Genomic DNA, 23,580 nt, shown 5'->3' on the forward strand with positions numbered 1-23,580 from the left:
GGGGGCAATGTCAGAGCTGACCCTCACGGTCATGCGGCTGGGTTTCCTGGCCGTACTGTGGCTGTTCGTGATCGTGGCCGTGCAGGTCATCCGCAGCGACCTGTTCGGAACGCGTGTCACACAGCGCGGCTCGCGCAGGGAAGCCGCGAGGCCCCAGCAGGCCGCGCGGCAAGCCGCGCCACCGCAGCAGCGCCAGCAACAGGCGCCCGCCGGCGGCGGTCGGCAGCGCCGCGGAGCACCGTCCAAACTCGTCGTCTCGGAGGGCACCCTCACGGGCACCACCGTGGCCCTCCAGGGGCAGACCATCACCCTGGGACGGGCGCACGACAGCACCATCGTGCTGGACGACGACTACGCGTCCAGCAGGCATGCCAGGATCTACCCCGACCGGGACGGCCAGTGGATCGTCGAGGACCTCGGCTCCACCAACGGCACGTATCTCGACCGGAGCCGGCTGACGACTCCGACGCCCGTTCCGCTGGGCGCGCCGATCCGCATCGGCAAGACCGTCATCGAGCTGCGGAAGTAGTACGACAATGAGCGAGCGGAGCGAGCACGCAACGGCGGTCCACACAAGGGACCCCGGCGCGCTCCCGACCGGAGGGTGGGCACCGTGCGGATGTACCCGGAGCCGACGGGCGAGGTGCGCATGAGTCTGTCACTGCGCTTCGCCGCCGGATCGCACAAAGGCATGATCCGCGAGGGCAACGAGGACTCGGGCTACGCCGGTCCCCGCCTGCTCGCGATCGCCGACGGGATGGGCGGCCAGGCCGCCGGTGAGGTCGCCAGCTCCGAGGTGATCTCCACCATCGTCGCGCTCGACGACGACGTACCCGGATCCGACATCCTCACCTCGCTCGGCACCGCCGTGCAGCGTGCGAACGACCAGCTCCGGATGATGGTCGAGGAGGACCCGCAGCTCGAGGGCATGGGCACCACGCTCACCGCCCTGCTGTGGACCGGCCAGCGGCTCGGTCTCGTCCACGTCGGCGACTCCCGCGCGTACCTGCTGCGGGACGGCGTGCTGACGCAGATCACACAGGACCACACCTGGGTGCAGCGCCTCGTCGACGAGGGCCGCATCACCGAGGAGGAGGCCACCACCCACCCGCAGCGCTCCCTGCTGATGCGCGCGCTGGGCAGTGGCGACCACGTCGAGCCCGACCTCTCGATCCGCGAGGTCCGCGCCGGCGACCGCTACCTGATCTGCTCCGACGGCCTCAGCGGCGTCGTCTCCCACCAGACGATGGAAGACACCCTCGCCAGCTACCAGGGCCCGCAGGAGACCGTCGAGGAACTCATCCGGCTCGCGCTGCGCGGCGGCGGCCCGGACAACATCACCGTCATCGTGGCCGACGTCCTCGACATCGACCACGGCGACACCCTCGCCGCCCAGCTCTCCGACACCCCGGTCGTGGTCGGCGCGGTCGCCGAGAACCAGCACCAGCTGCACGACAACGGCGCCATGCAGACCCCCGCCGGCCGTGCCTCCGGTCTCGGCCGGCCCGTGCCCGGACAGGGCGGCGGCGGCGAGTTCGGCCCGCCCGGCAGCGGCGACACCACCGGCTACGTCTCCACCAGCAGCTTCGGCGACTACACGGACGAGGACTTCGTGAAGCCGCGCACCGGACGCCGCTGGCTGAAGAGATCCTTCTACGTCGTCCTGACGCTCGCCGTCATCGGCGGCGGCCTGTACGGCGGCTACCGCTGGACGCAGACGCAGTACTACGTCGGCGCCCAGGACAACCACGTAGCGCTCTACCGCGGCATCAGCCAGGACCTGGCCTGGGTCTCGCTCTCGAAGGTGGAGAAGAACCACCCCGAGATCGAACTCAAGTACCTGCCGCCGTACCAGCAGAAGCAGGTCAAGGCGACCATCGCCGAAGGCGGCCTCGCCAACGCGCAGGCCAAGATCGACGAACTCGCCGTGCAGGCGTCCGCCTGCCGCAAGGACGCGCAGCGCCGCGCCGCCGAGAGCCAGAACAGCGCGAAGCCCAGTTCGGCCAAGGCCAACGGAACCACGGGAACCACAAAGACCTCTCTGACGTCCAAGGCCACGTCCAGCCCGAGCCCGACCCCGTCGAGCTCGGCACCCTCGTCCTCCAAGTCCACGACCGCACCCACTCCCACACCCGGCCCCAGCCTCTCCACCGAGGAGCAGAAGCTGGTCTCGCTGTGCGGTAAGCAGTAAGAAGCCGTGAGGGGCCCTGTCACACGATGAGCAGTAGTACGAACACGCCGACGCACCACACGTCCACGATCGGATCGATCGGCGCACCCAGCCGACGCAACACCGAACTGGCCTTGCTGGTGTTCGCCGTTGTCATCCCGGTGTTCGCCTACGCCAACGTGGGCCTGGCCATCGACGACAAGGTGCCCACCGGCCTGCTGAGCTACGGCCTGGGCCTCGGCCTGCTGGCCGGCGTCGCCCACCTCGCGGTGCGCAAGTTCGCCCCCTACGCGGACCCGCTGCTGCTGCCGCTGGCCACGCTCCTCAACGGGCTCGGCCTGGTGATCATCTGGCGGCTCGACCAGTCCAAGCTGCTCCAGTCGATCAACCAGGCGGGCAACGCGGCACCGCGCCAGCTGATGTACACCGCGCTGGCCATCGCCCTGTTCATCGGCGTGCTGTTCTTCCTGAAGGACCACCGCGTCCTGCAGCGCTACACCTACATCTCCATGGTCGGCGCCCTGGTCCTGCTGCTGCTCCCGCTGGTACCGGGCCTCGGCGCCGACCTCACCTACGGCGCCAAGATCTGGATCTCGGTCGCCGGATTCTCCATCCAGCCCGGTGAGTTCGCGAAGATCGTGCTGGCGGTCTTCTTCGCCGGCTACCTGATGGTCAAGCGCGACGCGCTGGCCCTGGCCAGCCGTCGCTTCATGGGCCTGTACCTGCCGCGCGGCCGCGACCTCGGCCCGATCCTCGTGGTCTGGTTCATCTCGATCCTCATCCTGGTGTTCGAGACCGACCTCGGTACGTCGCTGCTGTTCTTCGGAATGTTCGTCATCATGCTGTACGTCGCCACGGAGCGGACCAGCTGGATCGTCTTCGGTCTGCTGATGTCCGCGGCGGGCGCCGTCGGCGTGGCCAGCTTCGAACCGCACGTCAAGACGCGTGTGCAGGCCTGGCTCGACCCGATGCACGAGTACCTGCTCAGCCAGGCCGGGGTCCACGACGGCATCATCCACTCCGAGCAGGCCATGCAGGCACTGTGGGCGTTCGGCTCCGGCGGCACCCTCGGCACCGGCCTCGGCCAGGGCCACTCCGAACTCATCCGCTTCGCCGCCAACTCCGACTTCATCCTCGCCACCTTCGGCGAGGAGCTCGGTCTGGCCGGCATCATGGCGATCCTGCTGATCTACGGTCTGATCGTGGAGCGCGGCATCCGCACCGCCCTCGCCGCCCGCGACCCGTTCGGCAAGCTGCTCGCCGTCGGACTGTCCGGCGCCTTCGGACTCCAGGTCTTCGTGGTCGCCGGCGGCGTCATGGGCCTGATCCCCCTGACCGGTATGACCATGCCGTTCCTCGCCTCCGGCGGTTCCTCCGTCATCGCCAACTGGGCCCTGATCGCCATCCTGATCCGCATCAGCGACACCGCCCGGCGCCCGGCACCCGCACCCGCCCCCAGCCCCGACGCCGAGATGACCCAGGTGGTCCGCCCGTGAACAAGCCCCTGCGCCGGATCGCGATCTTCTGCGGGCTCCTCGTCCTCGCCCTGCTGCTGCGCGACAACTACGTCCAGTACGTCCAGTCGGACACCCTGCGCTCCGACCCGCACAACCGCCGCGTCGCCATCGAGCGGTACGCCACCCCGCGCGGCGACATCGTCGTCGACGGCACCCCGATCACCGGGTACGCCAAGTCGAAGAAGAACGGCATCAACGACTTCGTCTACAAGCGCACCTACAAGGACGGCGCCATGTGGGCGCCGGTCACCGGGTACGCCTCGCAGGCCTTCGACGCCTCCCAGCTGGAGAAGCTCGACGACGGCATCCTCACCGGCAACGACGACCGGCTCTTCTTCCGCAACACCCTCGACATGATCACGGGCAAGCCGAAGCAGGGCGGCAACGTCGTCACCACCCTCAACGCCGCCGCGCAGAAGGCCGCCTACAAGGGCCTGCTGAGCCGGGGCAAGGGCGCCGTCGCCGCGATCAACCCGCAGACCGGCGCGATCCTGGCACTGGCCTCCACCCCTTCGTACGACCCCTCCACCTTCGCCGGGAACACCAACACCGACGCGAAGGCCTGGAACAAGCTCCAGAAGAAGAACGACCCCGACGACCCGATGCTCAACCGGGCGCTGCGCGAGACCTACCCGCCGGGCTCCACCTTCAAGGTGGTCACCGCGGCCGCGGCCCTGGAGAACGGCCTGTACACGGCGGCCGACCAGCACACCGACACCCCGCTGCCGTACATCCTGAAGGGCACCCGGACCGAGCTGAAGAACGAGGGGAACATCCCCTGCAAGAACGCCACCATGCGCGTGGCGCTCCAGTTCTCCTGCAACACGGTCTTCGGCAAGATCGGCGCCGACCTCGGCAAGGACAAGATGCTGTCGGAGGCCGAGAAGTTCGGCTTCAACTCCGAGCAGCTCACCCCGGTGCGCTCCAACGCCTCCGTCTTCCCCAAGTCGATGGACGACGCGCAGACCGCGCTCAGCTCCATCGGCCAGTTCGAGACGGCCGCGACCCCGCTGCAGATGGCCATGGTGGCCTCCGCCGTGGCCAACCACGGCACGCTCATGAAGCCCTACATGGTCGACAAGCTCCAGGCACCCAGCCTGGACGTCATCTCGCAGACCGAGCCCGAGAAGCTCAGCCAGCCGCTCTCCGAGTCCAACGCCCAGATCCTGCAGTCGATGATGGAGACGGTCGTCAAGGAGGGCACGGGCAAGAGGGCGCAGCTCTCCGGTGTCACCGTGGGCGGCAAGACCGGTACCGCCCAGCACGGTGTCGCCAACAGCGAGAAGCCGTACGCGTGGTTCATCTCCTACGCCAAGCTCCCCGACGGCAGCACTCCGGTCGCCGTCGCGGTGGTCGTCGAGGACGGCAGCGCCAACCGCGGCGACATCACCGGTGGCGGTCTGGCCGCCCCCATCGCAAGGGACGTGATGAAGGCAGTCATCGACAGCAAGAAGTGACCCCGCTCACGTCCCCATCACATCGGTGCACGTTGCGATACCGGTCCTGTCACGGGTGACGGTCTAGGCCAGGTCACAGGAAGCGATCCGGGTACGGTATGCCCGGACAGCACACCGCCGGACCACACAAAGGTGCGGTCGGGACCGACGGAGAGGGCTGGTAGGTAGCTATGGAAGAGCCGCGTCGCCTCGGCGGCCGGTACGAGCTGGGCCACGTGCTCGGCCGTGGTGGCATGGCGGAGGTCTACCTCGCGCATGACACCCGGCTCGGCCGTACCGTGGCGGTGAAGACGCTGCGGGCCGACCTCGCACGCGACCCGTCGTTCCAGGCCCGCTTCCGCCGGGAGGCCCAGTCGGCCGCCTCTCTCAACCATCCCGCGATCGTCGCCGTCTACGACACGGGTGAGGACTACATCGACAACACCTCCATCCCGTACATCGTGATGGAGTACGTCGACGGATCGACGCTGCGCGAGCTGCTGCACTCGGGACGCAGACTGCTGCCCGAGCGGTCCATGGAGATGACCATCGGCATCCTCCAGGCCCTGGAGTACTCGCACCGCGCCGGCATCGTCCACCGCGACATCAAGCCCGCCAACGTCATGCTGACGCGCAACGGCCAGGTCAAGGTCATGGACTTCGGCATCGCCCGCGCCATGGGCGACGCCGGCATGACCATGACGCAGACGGCCGCGGTCATCGGTACGGCCCAGTACCTCTCGCCGGAACAGGCGAAGGGCGAGCAGGTCGACGCCCGCTCGGACCTCTACTCCACCGGCTGTCTGCTGTACGAGCTGCTGACGGTGCGCCCGCCCTTCGTGGGCGACTCCCCCGTGGCCGTCGCCTACCAGCACGTCCGCGAGGAGCCCCAGCCCCCGTCGGTCTTCGACCCCGAGATCACGCCCGAGATGGACGCGATCGTGCTGCGGGCGCTCGTCAAGGACCCGGACTACCGCTACCAGTCCGCCGACGAGATGCGCGCCGACATCGAGGCCTGCCTCGACGGCCAGCCCGTCGCGGCCAGCGCCGCCATGGGCTCGGTCGGTTACGGCGGCTACGGCGACGACCAGCCGACCACGGCCCTGCGCTCCGCGGACGCCCAGGCCACGTCGATGCTGCCGCCCATGAACCCGGACGACGGCGGCTACGGCTACGACGACCGCCCCGACCGCCGCCGCCAGAAGAAGAACAACAGCAACACCTCGACGATCCTCCTGGTCGTCGCGGGTGTCCTGGTGCTCATCGGCGCGATCCTGATCGGGAAGTACGCGTTCTCGGGCAAGGGGACGGGCAACGACTCGTTCAAGGTCCCCAACTTCGTGAGCCACACGCTGTCGGACGCCCGACAGATGGCGGACAACCGCGACCTGAAGCTCTCCCCCACCCGCAAGCCGTGCGACAAGGAGCCCAAGGGCAACATCTGCTCCCAGAGCCCGACGTTCGGCTCGACGGTGAAGAAGGGCGACACGATCAATGTGGTCGTGTCCACCGGGGCGCCGAAGGTGGTGGTCCCGAACGTCACGGGCAAGACCCTGGACGAGGCCACGAAGATCCTCGGGGCCGACAAGTACGGGTTCACGGTCAAGACGAAGTTCGAGGAGTCCGAGGAGGCCCCGAACAAGGTCCTGGAGCAGAACCCCAGTCTCGGTGACGAGGTGGAGAAGGGCTCGACCATCACCCTGACCATCTCCAAGGAGAAGAAGCAGTCCACCGTCCCGGACGTCGCCGGCCAGAGCTGCGACGTGGCCAAGACGCAAATGACGGCCAACAACCTCGTGGGCGAGTGCGTCGACACGGACACCGACGACCCGAACCTCGTCGGCAAGGTCATCCAGACGACCCCGACGGCCAACACGCAGGCCGACCCGGGCTCCAAGGTGCAGATCCAGATCGGCAAGGCCAAGCAGCAGACGACGGTGCCGAGCGTCGTCGGCAAGACGGTGGCCGAGGCGAGGCAGATCCTGCAGGGCGCCGGCTTCAACAACATCCAGTTCCAGCCGGGCAGCGACGGAAGCGACGACGCGACGGTGATCCGCCAGGACCCGAACGCCAACAGCCCCGTCGACAGCCCGGACAACACCACGGTCACGCTGACCACGGTGAAGCTCGGCAACAACAACAACGGCGGCAACAACAACGGCGGCGGCTTCTTCGGCGGGAACAACGGATAACCTCCGCCCAGGAACCGCCCACCCGGGCAACCGAAGCAACGGAAAGGGCCCCGGCACTCTTGAGTGCCGGGGCCCTTTCCGTTGCTTCGCACCGACGACCTGGTGTGCGATATTCGACCGTTTCTTCATACTTCACGACTCGTTGATCACACGGGGTGGGAAATCGGAGCACTGCCCCCGGCCGCAAGGCCGCGACACAGGCGGAAGGGGCAGCACGTGATCAACGAATCGGCTCTGCTGGAATCGAGAACACTGCGGGAAAGCGCGCTGGAGCGCACGGAAGTACTCGACAGGGTCAAGGCACTGACTCTGCTGCCGGACGGCATGCACGTGACGACGGCGATGGTGGCGGCGTATTTCGAGGTGGGTCTCGAAGCGGTCAAATCCCTCGCCAAGGACCACCGAGCCGAGTTGGAGACCAACGGCTATCGTCTGCTGACCGGCGATGAACTGAGGTCCTTCAAGAACCTCAGTGGGATCCAGTCGCGCACCAGGTCTCTGGCTCTCTTCTCCCGCCGGGCCGTCCTCAACGTCGCCATGCTGCTGCGGGACAGCGAAGTCGCGCGTCAGGTGCGTACGTACCTCCTCGACATGGAGTACCTGGTCCGCACACAGCCTGTGGACAACCCGCCCCACAGGGAAACCCGCTCACTCGACGACCGCATCGACCAGCGCATCACCCACATCCTCGGCAAGACCGTCGTCCCCATGTTCAACGCCTTGATCGAGACCTCGGGCGAACACCGTCAGGAACTCGTCTCCCTCCGTGAGGACGTCCAGCGGATCGAGCGGCGGCTGTGCGACCACGACACCCGCATCACCGAACTCGAACGCACGGGAGGTCCGCGCCGGTACACGGGAATCATGGCGTCCATCGACGCCATGAACTGGCGCGAGTTCGAGCACCACGTCGCCGACCTCCTGCACCGCGACGGCTGCACCCACGTCGTCGTGCACGGCCGCCCCGGCGACCGGGGAGTGGATGTCACGGCGCACACGGCCGACGGCCGGTCGGTCGTCGCGCAGTGCAAGAGCTTCGCGCCCTACCGCCCGGTGTGGAGCGGTGAACTGCAGAAGTTCCTCGGCGCCTCGTTCGTCCAGCACAGGGCCGACGTAGCCCTCTTCGTCACCACGACGTCCTTCACGCCCGACGCGCGTGCCATCGCGGAGACCCACGGCGTCACGCTCGTGGACCGCTCCCGTCTGGAGAAGTGGAGTGCGGGCGTTCCGCTGGCAAGCCTGCGGTAGGCGTCACCAAGCAGCAGAAAGGGCCCGAAGCCGCAAGAGAAAGTTGCGGCTTCGGGCCCTGTGCATCTTAAGCACAACGGGCTTGCCCGCTACCGCAGTTCCTTCGGAGGTGTCCGGGCGCTGTCGACCTTTTCCACTCGTTCCAGCTCGCCCCACACCACGTAGCGGTAGCGGGAGGTGTACACCGGGGTGCAGGTCGTCAGGGTGATGTAGTGGCCCGGCTTCGTCCTGCCGGACTCCTTCGGGACCGTCTGGAGGACCTTGACGTCGTACTTCGAGGTCTCCGGGAGAATGTCGAAGACCTTGTAGACGTACCACTTGTCCCGGGTCTCGAAGACGATCGGGTCGCCCTTGCCGATCTTGTCGATGTTGTGGAACTTGGCGCCGTGGCCGTCCCGGTGGGCGGCGAGCGTGAAGTTGCCGTTCTTGCCGGTCATCGGCAGGGACGCCTTGACGGGTTCCGTGTAGTAGCCGGCGACACCTTCGTTGAGGACCTTCGTCGCCGTGCCCTTCTGGACGAGCACCTCGCCGTTCTTCATCGCCGGGACGTGCAGGAAGCCGATGCCGTCCTTGGTGTCCAGAGCGCCCGGACCGCTCGGAGCCTGCGCCCAGTGGTCACGCACCTTGTCACCCTGCTTGTGCGCCTCGCGGTCGGCCACGACGTTCGTCCACCACAGCGAGTAGACGACGAACAGACCGAGCACCAGCCCCACCGTGATGAGGAGTTCGCCGAAGACGCTGACCGTCATCGCGAACCATCCCATGCGCCGGCGCCCGCCGGGCAGATCACCGGAGCCCGTGTACCCGGCCTGCGATCCGGCGCGTTCGTCGTGGTCGGTCCTCGCTGCCACTGTTCATCTGCCCCGTCTGGTCTGTCTCAGGTTGTTTCTCGTACACGTCACGCGCACCGCACGCCGCATCCGTCCGTCACGGCGCCGGCGTCCGTCCTCAGCCCATCAGCGCATCGGGCTTGCCCTTGCTCCGCGGCCGGTCCTCGACCATCTTGCCCCAGACGATCATCCGGTACTTACTGGTGAACTCCGGTGTGCAGGTGGTCAGTGTGATGTAGCGGCCCGGGACGGTGAAACCCGAACCCTTGGGGATCGGATCGAGCACGGTCGTGTTGCTCGGGCTCGTCGCCGGAAGGATCGACGTCATCTTGTAGACGTAGTAGTCGTCCTGGGTCTCGACGACGATCTCGTCGCCCGGCTTGAGGCGGTTGATGTACCGGAACGGTTCGCCGTGGGTGTTGCGGTGCCCGGCGAGCGCGAAGTTGCCGGTCTTGGCGTCGGGCATCGCCGTCTTGAGCGGCGCCTCCCCGTAGTGGCCGACCATGCCGCGGTCGAGCACCTTCGTCTTGCTGATGCCCTCCGCGATCGGCGCGACCACGTCCAGCTTCGGAATGTGCAGGATGGCGAAGCCCTGCCCGGGCGAGAACGTCCCCGGATTGCGCTTGCCGCTCGCCCAGTCCTGCTGAAGGCTGCTCGTCGCGCTGCCCGCCTCCTCGTGCGCCCGCACGTTCGACCACCACAGCTGGTAGGTCACGAACAGCAGCATCAGCACACCGGTGGTGATGAACACCTCGCCGACCATCCGGCTCACGAGAACCGCCGCGCCGGGTTTCGACGCCCGTGCCGCGCGCCGGGCGTCCATCCGGCTCCGAGGGCCCCCAACGGCCTCCTGGGCCGCCTCCAGGGACTCCTGGGGCTCCTGTGCCCCTCCGGTCCTTCCGTGGCGTCTGGCGGCCTTACGGCGGGCCGCACGACCTCCGGACTCCGGGCCGGCCTCGCTGCCGACCGTGCCCGCACGCCGCCGCGCCGCCCTCGCGGGCGACCCGGGAAGGAGCAACGCGACCGTCTCGTCGTCCAGCGGCGGCCTCGGCGCGACCGGTTCCTGCAGCGGAGCGGCCACGGGAGCGGCCGCCGGTCCACCGCGGTGGTGCGGGATCGCCGGCTCCTGGTACGGCGGGGCGTACGCCCGCTCGTACTCGTCCGCGTACGACGGCGCCGACGCCGGGGTGGAGGACATCGCCTGCGTCGGAGCCTGCGCCGCGACCGCCTGGGCCTGGGCGGCGTACGCCTGCGCCTGCGCTTGGGCCTGTGCCTGAGCGTGGGCCTGAGCGTGCGCTTGAGCCTGAGCGTGCGCTTGAGCCGCCTGCGCCTGAGCGGCCTGCAGTTGCGCGGCCTGCAGCAGAGCCGCCTGCTCCTGCTGCTGGGCGGCGTACCAGTCGGTTCCGTACCCGGCGTGGCCGTAGCCCTGCTGTTGTACGGCCCCTCCCTGGCCGGGAAGCGGATCCGTCAGCGGGTCCGCGAGCCCTCCGACCGTCGCCTCGAACGCGCCGGCGCCCCCGTACGCGGCCTCGCCGCCATAGGGGGAGCTGTCGCGCTCGGGGCGCAGCGCGGTCACGCCGTGGCCCTGCCCACCACCGGGGCGAGCCCCGCCGACCTCGCGACGGCCACCTTGTCACCGCACTCGAGCAGCCAGTTGGCGAGCATCCGGTGGCCGTGCTCGGTCAGCACCGACTCCGGGTGGAACTGCACGCCCTCGACGGGCAGTTCACGGTGTCTGAGACCCATGACGATTCCGTCGTGCGTTCGGGCGGTGACCTCCAGCTCGGCCGGGACCGTGTCCGGCTCGGCCGCCAGCGAGTGGTAGCGGGTCGCCGTGAAGGGCGACGGCAGTCCGGCGAAGACGCCCTTGCCCTGGTGCTCCACGAGCGAGGTCTTCCCGTGCAGCAGCTCGGGCGCCCGGTCGACCACACCCCCGTACGCCACCTGCATCGACTGCATCCCGAGGCAGACACCGAAGACGGGGACCCCGGTCGCGGCGCAGTGCCGGACCATGTCGATGCAGACACCCGCCTGTTCGGGAGCGCCGGGCCCCGGGGACAGGAGGACACCGTCGAAACCGTCCTGGGCGTGCGCGGTCGACACCTCGTCGTTGCGCAGCACCTCGCACTCCGCGCCCAACTGGTACAGGTACTGGACCAGGTTGAAGACGAAGCTGTCGTAGTTGTCCACAACGAGGATGCGCGTGCTCACTGGTTGTCCACCGTCACATCGTTGAAGGGCAGCAGCGGTTCGGCCCACGGGAAGATGTACTGGAAGAGCACGTAGACCACCGCCAGGACGAGCACGAGTGAGATCAGCGCCCTCACCCATACGCTCCCCGGCAGATGCCGCCAGATCCAGCCGTACATGCCGTCCCTTCCGTCGCCGTACGCCAACAGACTAACGGCGCAGAGCCGCCGGTTTCCCTGCCTCCACAGGCTGTGTGGAATCGAGGTGTGCCCACACGATCAACCGATGGCTGTGCCCCCACTCCGGATCGCACGTGGTCAGCGTGAGATACCGCCCCGGACGCTTATACCCCGACTTACGTGGCACAGGGTCGATCACCTCAACGTCGGAGGGGACGGTTTTGTAGGGCCCTTTGTCGATCCGATACGTGAACCAGGTCGTCCCGTCCGTCAGCACCACCGCGTCACCCCGACGGAGCTCGGGAAAGTCCTTGAACGGATCACCGTACGTACGCCGGTGACCTGCGACCGAGAAGTTGCCCTCCTGGCCGAGCCGGGCGGTCCCCCGGTAGTGGCCGAGCCCCTTCTTCAGCACCTGCGTGGCCGTGCCTTCGAGCACGGGCTTGTTCCACGTGAAACCAAGACGCGGGATGTACATGACCGCGAACGGGCCGCCGTACCTGTAGGGGCCGGGCGCCTTCGGACTCCCGGTCGCCACCGCGCCGCCGCTGTCCGTGCCGCCGCTGTCCGTGCCTCCCGAGGAGCCGGACCGAGGCTCCGGCGACGGGGTCACCGCACCCTTCGACCACTGCTTCTGGAGCACTTCGATCTGGTGGTTCATCGCGCTGTCGGCCTTGACCCCGGTCCAGAACAGCACATAGACCACGAAGAGCACGATCACGGTGCCGATGGTCAGGCACAGCTCACTGATCGTCCTGACGACCACTCGCACCGACACAAGGCCCCCCGGCGGCAGCTCGCTCCACAGGCTTCGCCCACTGCTCCGCGAGGTCCGGCGGCTACTCCACGGGCTTCGCGTAGTGGAGATCCACTGTGCCCGAGTAGCCCGGAAGAGTCACCGTCCCGTTCTCCTCGACTTTCCAGCCGAGCCCGTAGACGTTGACGTACACCATGTAGTTCTGGATCGACGGGGAGGCGGCGAGCGACTTCTGGAGCTTCGCCGGGTCCCCGACGGCGGTGATCTTGTAAGGGGGCGAGTAGACGCGGCCCTGCAGGATCAGGGTGTTGCCGACGCAGCGCACGGCACTGGTGGAGATCAGCCGCTGGTCCATCACCTTGATGCCCTTGGCACCGCCCTGCCACAGGGCGTTCACCACCGCCTGGAGGTCCTGCTGGTGGATGACGAGGTAGTCGGGCTGCGGCTCGGGGTAGCCGGGAAGCTTCGCCGTCGCGTTGGGCGGCGCGTCGTTGAGCGTGACCGTGACGGCCTCGCCCTTGACCTTCCGGGTGCCCGCGTTCTTCTCCAGCGCCGCGAGCCGGGCGTCCCCGGCCGCGCTGCTGCCGTCCTCGCCGGCGGCGAGGCCGTCCACATCACGGCGCAGACTGCCGTTGGACTCGTCCAGCGTCGCGTTCTTGTGGCTGCGCTCCTGGATCAGGTCGGAGAGCTTCAGCAGGGACGAGTCCGTACGGATGTTCGTGCCCTTGGCCGTGTCGAAGCTCGTGAAGAAGATCAGGCCCGCGAGGGCGAAGACGGCCACCGTGAGAACACGTACCGGCCGGAAACGGTGCGTACCGCCAGGACTGGAATCCGTCCCGGGGGAGTCGGCAGAATTGCTCAACGTACCCTTATCTCCTTCGGCGCCGCGGAAGCACTACGCTAACGGACGCCCGGGGGAGCGCTCAGTGTCCCCTTGTACGCTGCCCCGGAGCCCGCCCCAGTTCCCTGCGCGGCCACGCAGCGCATCGACAGGAGAGACCCTCGTGCCGAAGTCACGTATCCGCAAGAAGGCCGACTACACGCCGCCCCCGGCGAAGCAGGCGACCAACATCAAGCTGACCAGCAACACCTGGGTGGCACCGGCCATGCTGGCCATGTTCCTCATCGGTCTCGCCTGGATCGTCGTCTTCTACGTGACGGACGGCACCCTGCCGATCGACGCGCTCGACAACTGGAACATCGTGGTCGGCTTCGGCTTCATCGCGGCCGGATTCGGCGTCTCCACGCAGTGGAAGTGACCGTCTTCACCCACCGGGAAGCGGCGCGGGCACGAGTTCTGCCCACAGCTGTCCACTGAGTTATCCACAACACTTGTCCACAGGTGGAAAAGAAAGACGATCTGTGGATAACTAATCTGCGGTTGACGCCGGTGTGACTGGTCCACCGCCCCCCGCAAATCTGTTCGCCCCCTGTCCGACCTGGGAAAACTCGGGTCAGTGACAGGGGGCACAGCTGTTCCCGCACTTCGTGCACAAGATCGGCCGCGGACTGTGGACAACATCACTTCTCAGGTGAGCCGGGCACTCTCTCAGGTGAGCCGAGCACACCCCATCGGGGGAGCCGAACCCGCTCCCTCAGGTGAGCTGGGCCGTCCTGAGCAGCGTCGTGACGACCACCGCCAGCAGCATCAGCCCGGAGACCCCGTACTGGACGAGGTTCCTCCGCTCGCGCGGCGCGTGGACCATCGCGTAGCCGACGACCAAACCGCCGAACAGACCTCCGATGTGCGCCTGCCAGGCGATGTTGCTCCACCCGAAGGTGAAGATCAGGTTGATCACCAGCAGGCCGATGACCGGGCGCATGTCGTAGTTGAGCCGGCGCATCAGGACGGCGGTGGCACCGAACAGGCCGAAGATCGCGCCGGAGGCACCGAGCGACGGCTGGTTGGGGCCGGCGAGCAGATAGGTGAGCGCGCTGCCCGAGAGGCCCGAGACGAAGTACAGGGTGATGAAGCGGGCGCGGCCGAGGGCCGCCTCCAGAGGACCGCCGATCCACCACAGGCTGACCATGTTGAAGATGATGTGCATCGGGGGCATGGCGACGGCGTGCAGGAACATCGACGTCACCATGCGGTACCACTGGCCTTCGGCCACCCCCTGGACCTCGCCGGAGAGCAAGGCGCGGCCGAAGAGGTCGAACCTGTCGGTGAAGGCGTCGCCCAGGGACACCTGGATGAGGTAGATGGCCAGGTTGAGGCCGATCAGCACCTTGGTGACGAGCCGGGGGTCCGACGTGACGGTGCCGCCCGCCAGGGTGCGGGGCTGGTTGGCCGCCGGGGCGTGCCCGGTGCCGGAGCCGCCGCGGACGCAGTCGGGACACTGGAAGCCGACCGAGGCGCTGACCATGCACTCGGGGCAGATCGGGCGCTCGCAGCGGGTGCAGCGAACGCCGGCCTCGCGGTCCGGGTGCCGGTAGCAGCCGGGCAGGCTCCGGGCGTCCTGCGGTCCCTGATCCTGCGGGCCCTGCGGGCTGCCGGGCGGCTGCTGGTCCATGGGGTCCCCTCAATCTGCGTACGGCGGCTCGCACACGGTCACGCTGGTTCCGGTGCAACGCACCGCCCCGTCCATCCTTACGGATGAACGGGGCGTTTGGTTCCCTGCGGGATGCTCCGGGCACGAGGACGGGGAGCCCCGCGCCGGCTCAGCGCTCGCGGGTCCCGACGACGACCGACTCGATCACGACGTCGTCGACGGGGCGTTCCGTGCGGGGGTTGACCGGGGTGCCGGCGATGGCGTCCACGACCTTCTGGCTGGCCGCGTCCGTGATCTCGCCGAAGATGGTGTGCTTGCGGGTCAGCCAGGCCGTCGGGGCGACGGTGATGAAGAACTGCGATCCGTTGGTGGCCGGTCCGGCGTTGGCCATGGCCAGCAGGTAGGGCCTGTCGAAGCGGAGGTCCGGGTGGAACTCGTCCCCGAACTGGTAGCCGGGGCCGCCGGTGCCGTTGCCCAGCGGGTCGCCGCCCTGGATCATGAAGCCGCTGATCACCCGGTGGAAGACCGTGCCGTCGTACAGCTTGTCCATGGACGTCACACCCGTCTCGGGGTTGACCCACTCGCGCTCACCCTTGGCGAGTTCGACGAAGTTCCGGACCGTCTTCGGCGCGTGGTTCGGCAGGAGCCGGATGTCGATGTCGCCCTGGCTGGTCTTCAGGGTGGCGTAAAGCTGCTCGGCCACGATGTGCCTTCCGTTGCCTTCTCTTGACAGCCCGATCCTCGCACGGACCGGGCCGCTCGACCCCCGACCGCCACCGCCGTACGCGCGTGCGGACGGCGACTCGTGGAACGGCTCGGAAAACCGCTCACGGAACGGCTCGGGGAGCGACTCAGCGATAAGGACGTCCTGCGTACAGAAAGTCGTACGGACAGAAAATCCCGTCGAGTCGCGCCGGACGGGGGCGGGACGAGGCGATCCGTGACATTGTCGACGACAAGCTCCCGTTGCCCCGTATTGATCCGCTATCTGACTTGATCGACACCTGACCGGCTCCGCCCCGGGAGTCTCCGGGAGTCGGCACCCGTGACACGGATGCCCGCCCTCACATGCCCCGGACCCCTTGGGCGGGCATGATCCCCCTAGGGGTGGAAAGGTGAACTGTGTGTCTTTGGGGGTACCTGGTACCCCCGACGTACGCCACCGAGGAGGAGGAAACCCGTGACCCGCATCGACAGCGTGCGCGCCGCGACCGGCTCGGCGAAGGACAGCGTGCTGCACGCCGCGGAAGTGGTGGCGCCTTACGCCGACACGGCCAAGGACAGGGCCTCGTACTACGCGAGCGAAGCACGTGTACGGCTCGCACCGAAGGTGTCGCAGGCCGCCGAACAGGCCCGCGTCCAGTACGACGTCCATCTCGCGCCGCGCCTTGAGCAGGCCCGTACGCATGTACCGCCGAAGGTCGACCAGGTCGCCCAGGAGGCGGCCGTCCGCACCCGAAGGGCGGCCCGCCAGGCCGCCGACTATTCGAAGCCGAAGATCGAGCAGGCGGTGGCCGCCACCCAGCCCGTCCGGGACGAGGCCACGGCGCGCGGTGTGGCGGCGATCGCTGCCCTGCGCGGCCAGGTCACACCGCAGGAGATCCAGAAGCTGCTCCGCAAGCACGAGCGGCGGGCGAGGGCCGGCCGACTCGTGAAGGGGCTGGCCGCGCTGGGGCTGCTGGCGGGCGGCGCTTTCGCCGCCTGGAAGTGGTGGGACAAGCAGGCCAATCCCGACTGGCTCGTCGAGCCTCCGGCCGCGACCGAGGTGCCCGAGACCGGGCGCCTGTCGTCGGTCGACGGCAGTGGCCAGTCCGACCTGGACCCCGAGGTCCAGGCCAAGGAAGCCGAGGAGAAGGCCGCAAAGCGCGACGACCGCCGCTGAACCGGCCCAACATCGCCGCGGGGCAGGAGACTTGACGGTCTCCTGCCCCGCGGCGATGTTTCACGTGGAACAGCGGCACGAGGACCGCGAACACTCCACGGGGGATTTACCCCAGCGCCTCGCGATGACGTTTGCAACGGCCTTCATGTGCAGCATCCATGGAGATGTTGTTGACGGAATGCGTCGAACCGGTCACCCGGCGGCCCGCTCGCCAGCTCACACAAGGGTCCCGACGGCTCCGCCGGCCCCTCGGCGCCGCAGCGACCGCCCGCACGGCGGGCCCGCGGACCACATGCGGGCCAAGACGTTTGCGCAAAGAACTGCAATGTCTGCAAAGTCGCTTCTGTGACTCACGTCACTGGAGCACCCCCGCCTCGGTCCCGCCCGGTCCAGGCGCGGTCCCACCAGGGGCGCGCGGCGGACGAAGGGGGACATACGAAAACCGGCCAGCCGCCGCAATGGGCGTCTGGCCGGTCCGGTGTGTGGAGCCTAGGGGAGTCGAACCCCTGACATCTGCCATGCAAAGACAGCGCTCTACCAACTGAGCTAAGGCCCCGTAAGAGGAGCGTCCGACCACAGGAACCATCTGTCGACGGGCGCCGCAGACCAGAGTACCGGGTCACCCAGGGGATCTCGCAAAATATTGGGGGTCCCCGTGGACGACCACTCTCCGTAAGATGCTCGACGTGGTTCGCTGTCGCGAACCGCGGTACTTGGGGAAGCGATGGGGAGACGCAATGGACGCCGCACAGCAGGAAGCAACCGCGAGAGCCCGGGAGCTGCAGCGGAACTGGTACGGGGAGCCGCTGGGGGCGCTCTTCCGTAGGCTCATAGAGGACCTGGGTCTGAACCAGGCGCGTCTTGCCGGGGTGCTGGGCCTGTCCGCACCCATGTTGTCGCAGCTGATGAGCGGTCAGCGGGCCAAGATCGGCAATCCCGCGGTGGTCCAGCGCGTCCAGCTCCTGCAGGACCTGGCGGGGCAGGTCGCCGACGGGAGCGTCAGCGCCGCCGAGGCGACCGAGCGGATGGACGAGATCAAGAAGTCCCAGGGGGGATCGGTGCTCAGCAACACCACGCAGTCCACGACCAGTTCGGGAGCGCCGACGGTCAAGCGGGTGGTCCGCGAGATCCAGTCGCTGCTGCGTTCGGTGGCCGCCGCCGGGGACATCATCGACGCGGCGGACACTCTCGCCCCGACCCACCCGGAGCTGGCAGAGTTCCTCCGGGTCTACGGCGCCGGCCGTACGTCCGACGCGGTCGCGCACTACCAGTCCCACCAGAGCTGAGCCGAGCCCGGCCGCCGACCGCCCGGCGCCGGAGGCAGTGACGCCTTCCGGCCGCCGCACGTCATGCAGCCGGGCACCTCGGAAGAGGTCTCCCGTCCGACCGCCGAAGGGGAGCGACGTACGACCATGGGTGAGGTCTTCGCAGGCCGGTACGAACTGGTCGACCCGATCGGCCGCGGGGGAGTCGGTGCGGTGTGGCGCGCCTGGGACCACAGGCGGCGCCGTTATGTGGCCGCCAAGGTGCTCCAGCAGAGCGACGCGCACGCACTGCTGCGCTTCGTCCGGGAACAGGCTCTGCGGATCGACCATCCTCATGTGCTGGCTCCCGCCAGCTGGGCCGCCGACGACGACAAGGTCCTGTTCACCATGGATCTGGTCGCCGGGGGCTCCCTGGTCCATCTGGTCAACGACTACGGCCCCTTGCCCCCCTCCTTCGTCTGCACCCTGACCGACCAGCTCCTCGCGGGCCTCACCGCGGTGCACGCGGAGGGGGTGGTGCACCGGGACATCAAGCCCGCCAACGTGCTGCTCGAAGCGACCGGCACGGGCCGGCCGCGATTGCGTCTGTCCGACTTCGGCATCGCCATGCGGCTGGGCGAACCACGGCTCACCGAGACCAACTACGTGGTGGGAACGCCGGGTTACTTCGCGCCCGAGCAGATGCTGGGCTCCGATCCCGATTTTCCCGCCGACCTGTTCGCCGTCGGCCTGGTCGCCCTGTACCTCCTGGAGGGCGCCAAGCCCGACGCCAAGGCGCTGATCGAGTACTTCGCCGAGTACGGCACGCCGTCCGCGCCGCGGGGCATACCCGAGCCTCTGTGGCAGGTCGTGGCGATGCTCCTCCAACCGGATCCGCACGCCCGCTTCCGCACCGCCACAGGGGCGCGCAAGGCCCTCGCCGCGGCTGTCGAGCTGCTGCCGGAGCCCGGACCCGACGACGAACTGATCGAGGTCTTCGACCAACTGGGGCCGCTGCCCGAGGGGTTCGGACCCATGGGGCCCCTGCGCACGGGGGGAGCCTCGCCAGGGGATTCCCGGACCCTGTCCTCCCGCGGACTTCCGGACACGACGGCCGCCGCCTCCGTGATCGGCCCCGACCCGAGTTCCGGTTCGAGCCCCGGAACCTTCCCCGGACCAGGCCTCGGCCCCGACTCCGGCTCACTGCACAGCCCCGGCCCGGACGGCTCGGGCGGCTCCGTCGTCCTTCCGGCCCCGGCGTTCGCCCCCGTACCGGACGAGGGGTCCTTCTCCGCGCCCGGTACGGGGCTGAACGCCCCGGAGAAACCCCGGGAGTTGCAGGAGTCCCTGGAGTCGCGGAAGAGCGCTCCGGGCGGCACCCGGTCCGTTTCCGGAGCCGGGGCCGAGGCCGGAGCCGGGGCCGAGGCCGGAGCCGGGGCTGGGGCTGGGGCTGGGCACGGCGACCCCGGCACCGGTGACGGGCATCGCGCCCTCGACGCCGGGAGTCTGCTCCCGGCCTCCCGTCCCGTCGGCGCGCAGCGGGACCCGGCCCAGGGCACCGCGGAGCGACGGCCCGCCAAGGACGGCCCACGGGCCCGACCGGGCTTCACGGAAGGGGTCGCGGAGCCGGGCCTTGAGCACGTACGGCCTCCGGTCGCGCCCGACGACGTACAGGATCGGCCCGGGTCCGAGGACGACCGCTCTCCTGCCGCACCGGACGCCACCCCCCGGGACCCCGCCCGCGGTTCCGCCCCCCGGCCGTCCTCGATGTCGGACACCGGAAGTTTCCATCTGCCTCCGCCGCGGCCCGTGGCCGCCGCCGATCCCCGGCGGCAACCGGGGACCGAGCCTTCCCGCGACCGGTCCCCGTACCCCCGCACCCCGCGGCCCCAGGAGACCTGGCCGGACGCGCAGGCGACCACTCCCCCCGCCTCGGTCCCGCTCCCGCCGCCGTCGTCCGCGCCGCTGCGTCCGCCGCCCTTCGACCCGACCCCGACCCCGACTCCCCCGACAGCGCCCCTTCCCGCGTACGCGCCCTCCCCCCAGCAGTCCCCCGTCCCGCCTGCCGCGATGCCGCAGCACCCGTACGCCGCAACCGCCTCGTACACCGCTCGGTCCGTTCAGGTTCCCCCTGCGGGCCCGGGACACCGCAGAAGGCGCGCGCGGCCGCGTCCGGGTCCTCCCGCCGCGGTCGCGGTGCCGATGCTGCTGCTCGCCCTGGCCTGCTTCGCGGTGGGCTTCTGGGCACTGGCCCGGGTCTGATCTCCGGGGAGGGACGCGGAAGCGGCGCAGGCCGCTCCTACCGGCCCCGTGTCGCTCCGTGCTCCCAAGGGGCCGGCATCGGCAGCGAGGCCGAGGCGGTGTCCGCGTCCTCCGGGCCGGGCCGGGCGGTCCGTACCGCGCGGCGGCGCGCGATCACCGTCCACAGCCCGAGCGTGAGGACCAGCAGGGTTCCGGTACCGATGCCGCCCGCGGCGAGGAGTTTCATGGCTCCGCCGCGGCCGGCGTCCCCGCCGCCGTTCCCGGTGTCCGCGGCGCCGTCCGCCGGTCCCTCGCCGGGCGCGCTGCCGGAGCCGCCCGCCGGAACGGTGAACACGTCCCTGGGCGACGGTGTCCCCGCGTAGGCGGGCCCCGTCCCCGCGGCTCCGGAAACGCGCACCCGCAGGGTCAGCCCGAACGGACCGTCGCCGAAGCGGTCGGCGACCTGGGCCGCGAGATGGACCACGAGGTAGTAGGAACCGGCGAACCGCATCCCGCTCACACGGTCGTTGAGCGCGAAGCGGTTCTCGTAGGCGACGGGGGGCAGGGGGTCGAGCGCGGCGGAACGCTGGCTGCCGTCGTATCCGGAGCCGACGCTGTCGACGATGCCTCGTACCGGGTTGTAGAGGGACATGACGAGGGCGGTGCCGACCGAGCCCTCCCCGCTGCCCGCGCTGCCGAGGTCCGCGGTCGCGTAGACCTGCTGTCCCCAGTCGACGGGCACCTTGTAGAAGAGGGTCTGCCCCGGGCTGATGCCGTCCTTCCAGACTCCCTGTCCGAGCGGGGCGGCCCCGCTGAACCCCGCGCCGCCGCCGCGGCGCTTCGCGTCCCCCACGAGGGCCTCGGGCGACGCCGAGTTCCAGGCCTGTGGAGCGCTCGTCGGACCGGAGGCCTTCTTCAGAGCGGGTTCCGACACATAGCCGAGTTCCAGGTCCCACGGGCGGGACGCGGACGGCTCCGTGCCGGAGGAGGCCGTCGTACCGCTCGACGCGGCCGCCGCTCCGGTGCGTTCGACGACCATGTAGTACGTTCCCGCCGTCTTGCAGGCGTACTGCTGGCCGCTCGCCTCGCGGGACGCCCAGGCTGCGATGGGGTGCGGGCTCTGGGTGGCGCCGAAGCGGACGGTGCCCGTGAAGGAGCAGTTGCGGCCGTTGGCGTCCTGCAGGGAGACCTTGAGGCCGTCCGAGTAGGAGACCGTCGCGCCGGGCCGGGGGACGGCGGTGGCGGAGACGTACGTCGCGGAGGCGGTGCCGAGTTCGAGACGGTAATACAGCCTGCCGCCCCTTCCCGCGACTCCGACGGAGCTCCTGTACGTCCGGCCCGGCCGCAGGAGCACGGAGTCGGTCGTGTCGGTCGTGCCCCTGACGGTGACGGCGTCCTCGGCGAAGGCGTACGGCCCCGGCGTACCGTCGGCGGCCGCCCCCGCGCTCCGGGCGGTGGTCCGTGCGCCGGCGGACCCGGAAGCGGCGGCGCGGCCCGCGGGTGCGAGGGTCGCGCACAGCACGGCCGCCGCTGCCGTGGCCACGAGCATCCGGCCGTGCCACGACCTCGCGCACCGGCCTCCGGCACGCAGGCCCTCCGTGCGCCGCCCCATCACGCGCCACCCCTCGTCGTAGCCCCCCTGGCGCGGACCATCCTGCCTCTTCGGCCACCGCGGCACCGGGCTATCGGGGCGAGCGTCCGAAAGGAAGCGGCCGAATCGCCGTCATTTTCGCCTGGGCAACCGATTCGCTCGCCTTCGTGAACGCGCCTTCGTGAACGCGTCCTCTTCAACGTGCCCTCGTGACCCGGTGGGTTCCGGGAAACACAAAACCCCGACCGCGAGGCGGCCGGGGTCTGCTCCGAGACTGTTGTCGATCCTCACGAACCCGTGGGCACGGAGTCGGTCGCCTCCGTCCACAGATCCTGCTCGGCGCGATCCGCCTGGATCTGGCGGTACACGAGGAGCCCGCCGATGGCGGCCAGTGCGACCAGGAGAAGCTTCTTCACCGCGCGACCTCGTCCTTCGTTGACGTAGGGGACTTCTGGCGCCCGACTATACACACCGACCGATATCGATCGGTGACCTGGATCGGCCCTCGACCGGGGCCCCGGGCCCAGTGGTGGAACGGGAAGCGACCGCTCCGATCTCACGGTGATCACACGTCACAAGCTGCGACTTTCAAGGGCATCTACGGACTTTTCCGATCACTTGCGACCATCCGGGTGGTGTTCATCCGAACATCAACGCGCCACGAACTCAGATCCACCACTTCACGGCCCACATACAGATCATGAGGAAAGTACGCAAATCGCCTGACCCGAAAGTGAGGGGCCGTGACCCAGAACAAGGTCATGAAGCTGTGGAGCGCGATCGTCACCGCCTTCCTGGCGCTGTGCACGACGCTCGGACTCGTCACCACCGCCGCGGCCGCCGCGGTACCGCAGGCCGGACCGGCCCGCAACACCGAGACCTCGGTGGCGGCCCCGGCGACCGTCCCGGCCCCGGCCACCCGGGCCTGGTCCCACAGCCGGGCCCTGCCCCCCACGATGAAGCAACGCATCCACGCCGAGGCGCACGGCTCCTCGCCGGCCTGCCGCCACCGCACACCGGCGGGCGACGACACGGCGGACCCCGCCGCTCCGAGCGGCCCGGAAGGCCTCGCGGAACCCGGCGCCTGTTCCGGGCCCGAAATCCCCGCGGAGCCCGACACGGAGCCCCTGGGGGCCCTCACACCCGCGGCACAGCTCCAGCGCTGAGCCGGTCACCGGCCCAGACGCCGGGACGGACTCCGGCCCGGGCACCGGGACCGGCACCGCCCTTTCGGGCCTCATGACCCTCACGCCTCCGGCCGCCGCCTGAACCCGCAGCCCTCGGCTCTCCTCCACGGACCCGCAGCCCTCGGCTCCTTCATGGCCCCGCGCCCTCGGCTCCTCCCCGAATCCGCGGCCCTCGGCTCCCCTTGGACCCGACGCGGCCTCCGGTCCCCCTCGGGCCTCACGGCCCCGGCCGTTTCCCGGCCTCGCAGCCAGGCCGCCCGTCCCGCTCCCGCGGCCCCTGCCCCCTTCACTCGGCCCTCCGCGCACTTCGCGGCACGCGGCCCGGCCCCCCTCACCATCACCCTGACGTAGCGGCGAACTTGCGTACAAAGCACCCAGGGCGAAGGCCCGGCGACTCGGAAGAGTCGCCGGGCCTTCGGTATTT

21 protein-coding genes and 1 tRNA gene are annotated in these 23,580 nt (G+C 69.4%); 11 read left to right on the forward strand and 11 right to left on the reverse strand.

Annotated features, from left to right (window positions below; genetic code table 11):
* Positions 1-7: 7 nt before the first annotated feature.
* From ACH4S8_RS23170 to ACH4S8_RS23195, 6 genes are all read left to right on the forward strand, one after another.
* Entirely contained in the window at positions 8-529 is a 522-nt protein-coding gene (locus ACH4S8_RS23170) for an FHA domain-containing protein (protein ID WP_361688401.1), read from the forward strand.
* A gap of 120 nt (positions 530-649) precedes the next feature.
* Positions 650-2,191, forward strand: coding sequence for a Stp1/IreP family PP2C-type Ser/Thr phosphatase (locus ACH4S8_RS23175; RefSeq protein WP_398396949.1), 1,542 nt, complete (start codon positions 650-652; stop codon positions 2,189-2,191).
* Positions 2,192-2,217: 26 nt separating this feature from the next.
* On the forward strand, positions 2,218-3,666 hold the full coding sequence (locus ACH4S8_RS23180; protein WP_398396951.1) for an FtsW/RodA/SpoVE family cell cycle protein: 1,449 nt from the start codon (positions 2,218-2,220) through the stop codon (positions 3,664-3,666).
* The gene (locus tag ACH4S8_RS23185; protein ID WP_398396953.1) at positions 3,663-5,144 is read left to right on the forward strand and encodes a peptidoglycan D,D-transpeptidase FtsI family protein; all 1,482 of its coding nucleotides are present in this window, start codon (positions 3,663-3,665) and stop codon (positions 5,142-5,144) included. The genes ACH4S8_RS23180 and ACH4S8_RS23185 overlap by 4 nt, the downstream gene beginning before the upstream one ends.
* A 170-nt stretch (positions 5,145-5,314) precedes the next feature.
* On the forward strand, positions 5,315-7,315 hold the full coding sequence (gene pknB / locus ACH4S8_RS23190; protein ID WP_398396955.1) for a Stk1 family PASTA domain-containing Ser/Thr kinase: 2,001 nt from the start codon (positions 5,315-5,317) through the stop codon (positions 7,313-7,315).
* 216 nt (positions 7,316-7,531) lie between these two features.
* A complete protein-coding gene (locus ACH4S8_RS23195; RefSeq protein ID WP_398396957.1) occupies positions 7,532-8,563 on the forward strand; it encodes a restriction endonuclease in 1,032 nt (343 codons plus the stop codon).
* Positions 8,564-8,652: 89 nt separating this feature from the next.
* Here ACH4S8_RS23195 and ACH4S8_RS23200 read toward each other — a convergent pair whose 3' ends face one another.
* From ACH4S8_RS23200 to ACH4S8_RS23225, 6 genes are all read right to left on the reverse strand, one after another.
* Positions 8,653-9,414: a class E sortase gene (locus ACH4S8_RS23200; protein WP_398396959.1), complete on the reverse strand. Its 762-nt coding sequence runs from the start codon at positions 9,412-9,414 to the stop codon at positions 8,653-8,655.
* Between the two features lie 97 nt (positions 9,415-9,511).
* Entirely contained in the window at positions 9,512-10,969 is a 1,458-nt protein-coding gene (locus tag ACH4S8_RS23205) for a class E sortase (RefSeq protein ID WP_398396961.1), read from the reverse strand.
* Entirely contained in the window at positions 10,966-11,604 is a 639-nt protein-coding gene (locus ACH4S8_RS23210; RefSeq protein WP_103554275.1) for an aminodeoxychorismate/anthranilate synthase component II, read from the reverse strand. Before ACH4S8_RS23210 ends, ACH4S8_RS23205 begins: the two co-directional genes overlap by 4 nt.
* On the reverse strand, positions 11,601-11,762 hold the full coding sequence (locus tag ACH4S8_RS23215; protein ID WP_037614928.1) for a hypothetical protein: 162 nt from the start codon (positions 11,760-11,762) through the stop codon (positions 11,601-11,603). The genes ACH4S8_RS23210 and ACH4S8_RS23215 overlap by 4 nt, the downstream gene beginning before the upstream one ends.
* 31 nt (positions 11,763-11,793) lie before the next feature.
* Entirely contained in the window at positions 11,794-12,534 is a 741-nt protein-coding gene (locus ACH4S8_RS23220) for a class E sortase (RefSeq protein ID WP_398397360.1), read from the reverse strand.
* A gap of 67 nt (positions 12,535-12,601) precedes the next feature.
* Positions 12,602-13,381: a DUF881 domain-containing protein gene (locus tag ACH4S8_RS23225; protein ID WP_398396964.1), complete on the reverse strand. Its 780-nt coding sequence runs from the start codon at positions 13,379-13,381 to the stop codon at positions 12,602-12,604.
* A gap of 142 nt (positions 13,382-13,523) precedes the next feature.
* Here ACH4S8_RS23225 and crgA point away from each other — a divergent pair, with 142 nt between their 5' ends.
* On the forward strand, positions 13,524-13,778 hold the full coding sequence (gene crgA / locus ACH4S8_RS23230) for a cell division protein CrgA (protein WP_326786732.1): 255 nt from the start codon (positions 13,524-13,526) through the stop codon (positions 13,776-13,778).
* Between the two features lie 336 nt (positions 13,779-14,114).
* Here the strand turns inward: crgA and ACH4S8_RS23235 are convergent, their stop codons facing one another.
* Together ACH4S8_RS23235 and ACH4S8_RS23240 are read right to left on the reverse strand one after the other, a co-directional pair.
* The gene (locus ACH4S8_RS23235; protein ID WP_398396966.1) at positions 14,115-15,032 is read right to left on the reverse strand and encodes a rhomboid family intramembrane serine protease; all 918 of its coding nucleotides are present in this window, start codon (positions 15,030-15,032) and stop codon (positions 14,115-14,117) included.
* A 148-nt stretch (positions 15,033-15,180) separates the two neighbouring features.
* The gene (locus ACH4S8_RS23240) at positions 15,181-15,714 is read right to left on the reverse strand and encodes a peptidylprolyl isomerase (protein ID WP_398396968.1); all 534 of its coding nucleotides are present in this window, start codon (positions 15,712-15,714) and stop codon (positions 15,181-15,183) included.
* 477 nt (positions 15,715-16,191) lie between these two features.
* Between ACH4S8_RS23240 and ACH4S8_RS23245 the strand changes: the two genes are divergently transcribed.
* Positions 16,192-16,893: a DUF5324 family protein gene (locus ACH4S8_RS23245; RefSeq protein WP_398396970.1), complete on the forward strand. Its 702-nt coding sequence runs from the start codon at positions 16,192-16,194 to the stop codon at positions 16,891-16,893.
* 483 nt (positions 16,894-17,376) lie between these two features.
* Here the strand turns inward: ACH4S8_RS23245 and ACH4S8_RS23250 are convergent.
* Positions 17,377-17,449 (reverse strand) — tRNA-Ala (locus ACH4S8_RS23250).
* Positions 17,450-17,630: 181 nt separating this feature from the next.
* Between ACH4S8_RS23250 and ACH4S8_RS23255 the strand changes: the two genes are divergently transcribed.
* A complete protein-coding gene (locus tag ACH4S8_RS23255) occupies positions 17,631-18,179 on the forward strand; it encodes a transcriptional regulator (protein ID WP_037614940.1) in 549 nt (182 codons plus the stop codon).
* A 126-nt stretch (positions 18,180-18,305) separates the two neighbouring features.
* The gene (locus tag ACH4S8_RS23260) at positions 18,306-20,399 is read left to right on the forward strand and encodes a protein kinase (protein WP_398396973.1); all 2,094 of its coding nucleotides are present in this window, start codon (positions 18,306-18,308) and stop codon (positions 20,397-20,399) included.
* A gap of 37 nt (positions 20,400-20,436) precedes the next feature.
* Here ACH4S8_RS23260 and ACH4S8_RS23265 read toward each other — a convergent pair whose 3' ends face one another.
* Complete coding sequence (locus ACH4S8_RS23265; protein WP_398396975.1) at positions 20,437-21,990, reverse strand: hypothetical protein; 1,554 nt, start codon at positions 21,988-21,990, stop codon at positions 20,437-20,439.
* 266 nt (positions 21,991-22,256) lie between these two features.
* On the reverse strand, positions 22,257-22,385 hold the full coding sequence (locus ACH4S8_RS23270) for a DLW-39 family protein (protein ID WP_003999697.1): 129 nt from the start codon (positions 22,383-22,385) through the stop codon (positions 22,257-22,259).
* Positions 22,386-22,712: 327 nt separating this feature from the next.
* Here ACH4S8_RS23270 and ACH4S8_RS23275 point away from each other — a divergent pair, with 327 nt between their 5' ends.
* Positions 22,713-23,135, forward strand: a complete 423-nt coding sequence (locus ACH4S8_RS23275) for a DUF6344 domain-containing protein (RefSeq protein ID WP_398396977.1) — start codon at positions 22,713-22,715, stop codon at positions 23,133-23,135.
* Positions 23,136-23,580: the final 445 nt, after the last annotated feature.

It is taken from the genome of Streptomyces sp. NPDC021080, assembly GCF_044333225.1.
GTDB lineage: Bacteria > Actinomycetota > Actinomycetes > Streptomycetales > Streptomycetaceae > Streptomyces.

Excerpts from the sequence above, each read along its gene's own strand:
- ACH4S8_RS23170 (WP_361688401.1), top strand. The coding sequence starts at position 8 with ATGTCAGAGCTGACCCTCACGGTCATGCGGCTGGGTTTCCTGGCCGTA.
- ACH4S8_RS23175 (WP_398396949.1), top strand. The coding sequence starts at position 650 with ATGAGTCTGTCACTGCGCTTCGCCGCCGGATCGCACAAAGGCATGATC.
- ACH4S8_RS23180 (WP_398396951.1), top strand. The coding sequence starts at position 2,218 with ATGAGCAGTAGTACGAACACGCCGACGCACCACACGTCCACGATCGGA.
- pknB (WP_398396955.1), top strand. The coding sequence starts at position 5,315 with ATGGAAGAGCCGCGTCGCCTCGGCGGCCGGTACGAGCTGGGCCACGTG.
- ACH4S8_RS23215 (WP_037614928.1), bottom strand. The coding sequence starts at position 11,762 with ATGTACGGCTGGATCTGGCGGCATCTGCCGGGGAGCGTATGGGTGAGG.
- ACH4S8_RS23235 (WP_398396966.1), bottom strand. The coding sequence starts at position 15,032 with ATGGACCAGCAGCCGCCCGGCAGCCCGCAGGGCCCGCAGGATCAGGGA.
- ACH4S8_RS23255 (WP_037614940.1), top strand. The coding sequence starts at position 17,631 with ATGGACGCCGCACAGCAGGAAGCAACCGCGAGAGCCCGGGAGCTGCAG.
- ACH4S8_RS23260 (WP_398396973.1), top strand. The coding sequence starts at position 18,306 with ATGGGTGAGGTCTTCGCAGGCCGGTACGAACTGGTCGACCCGATCGGC.
- ACH4S8_RS23265 (WP_398396975.1), bottom strand. The coding sequence starts at position 21,990 with ATGGGGCGGCGCACGGAGGGCCTGCGTGCCGGAGGCCGGTGCGCGAGG.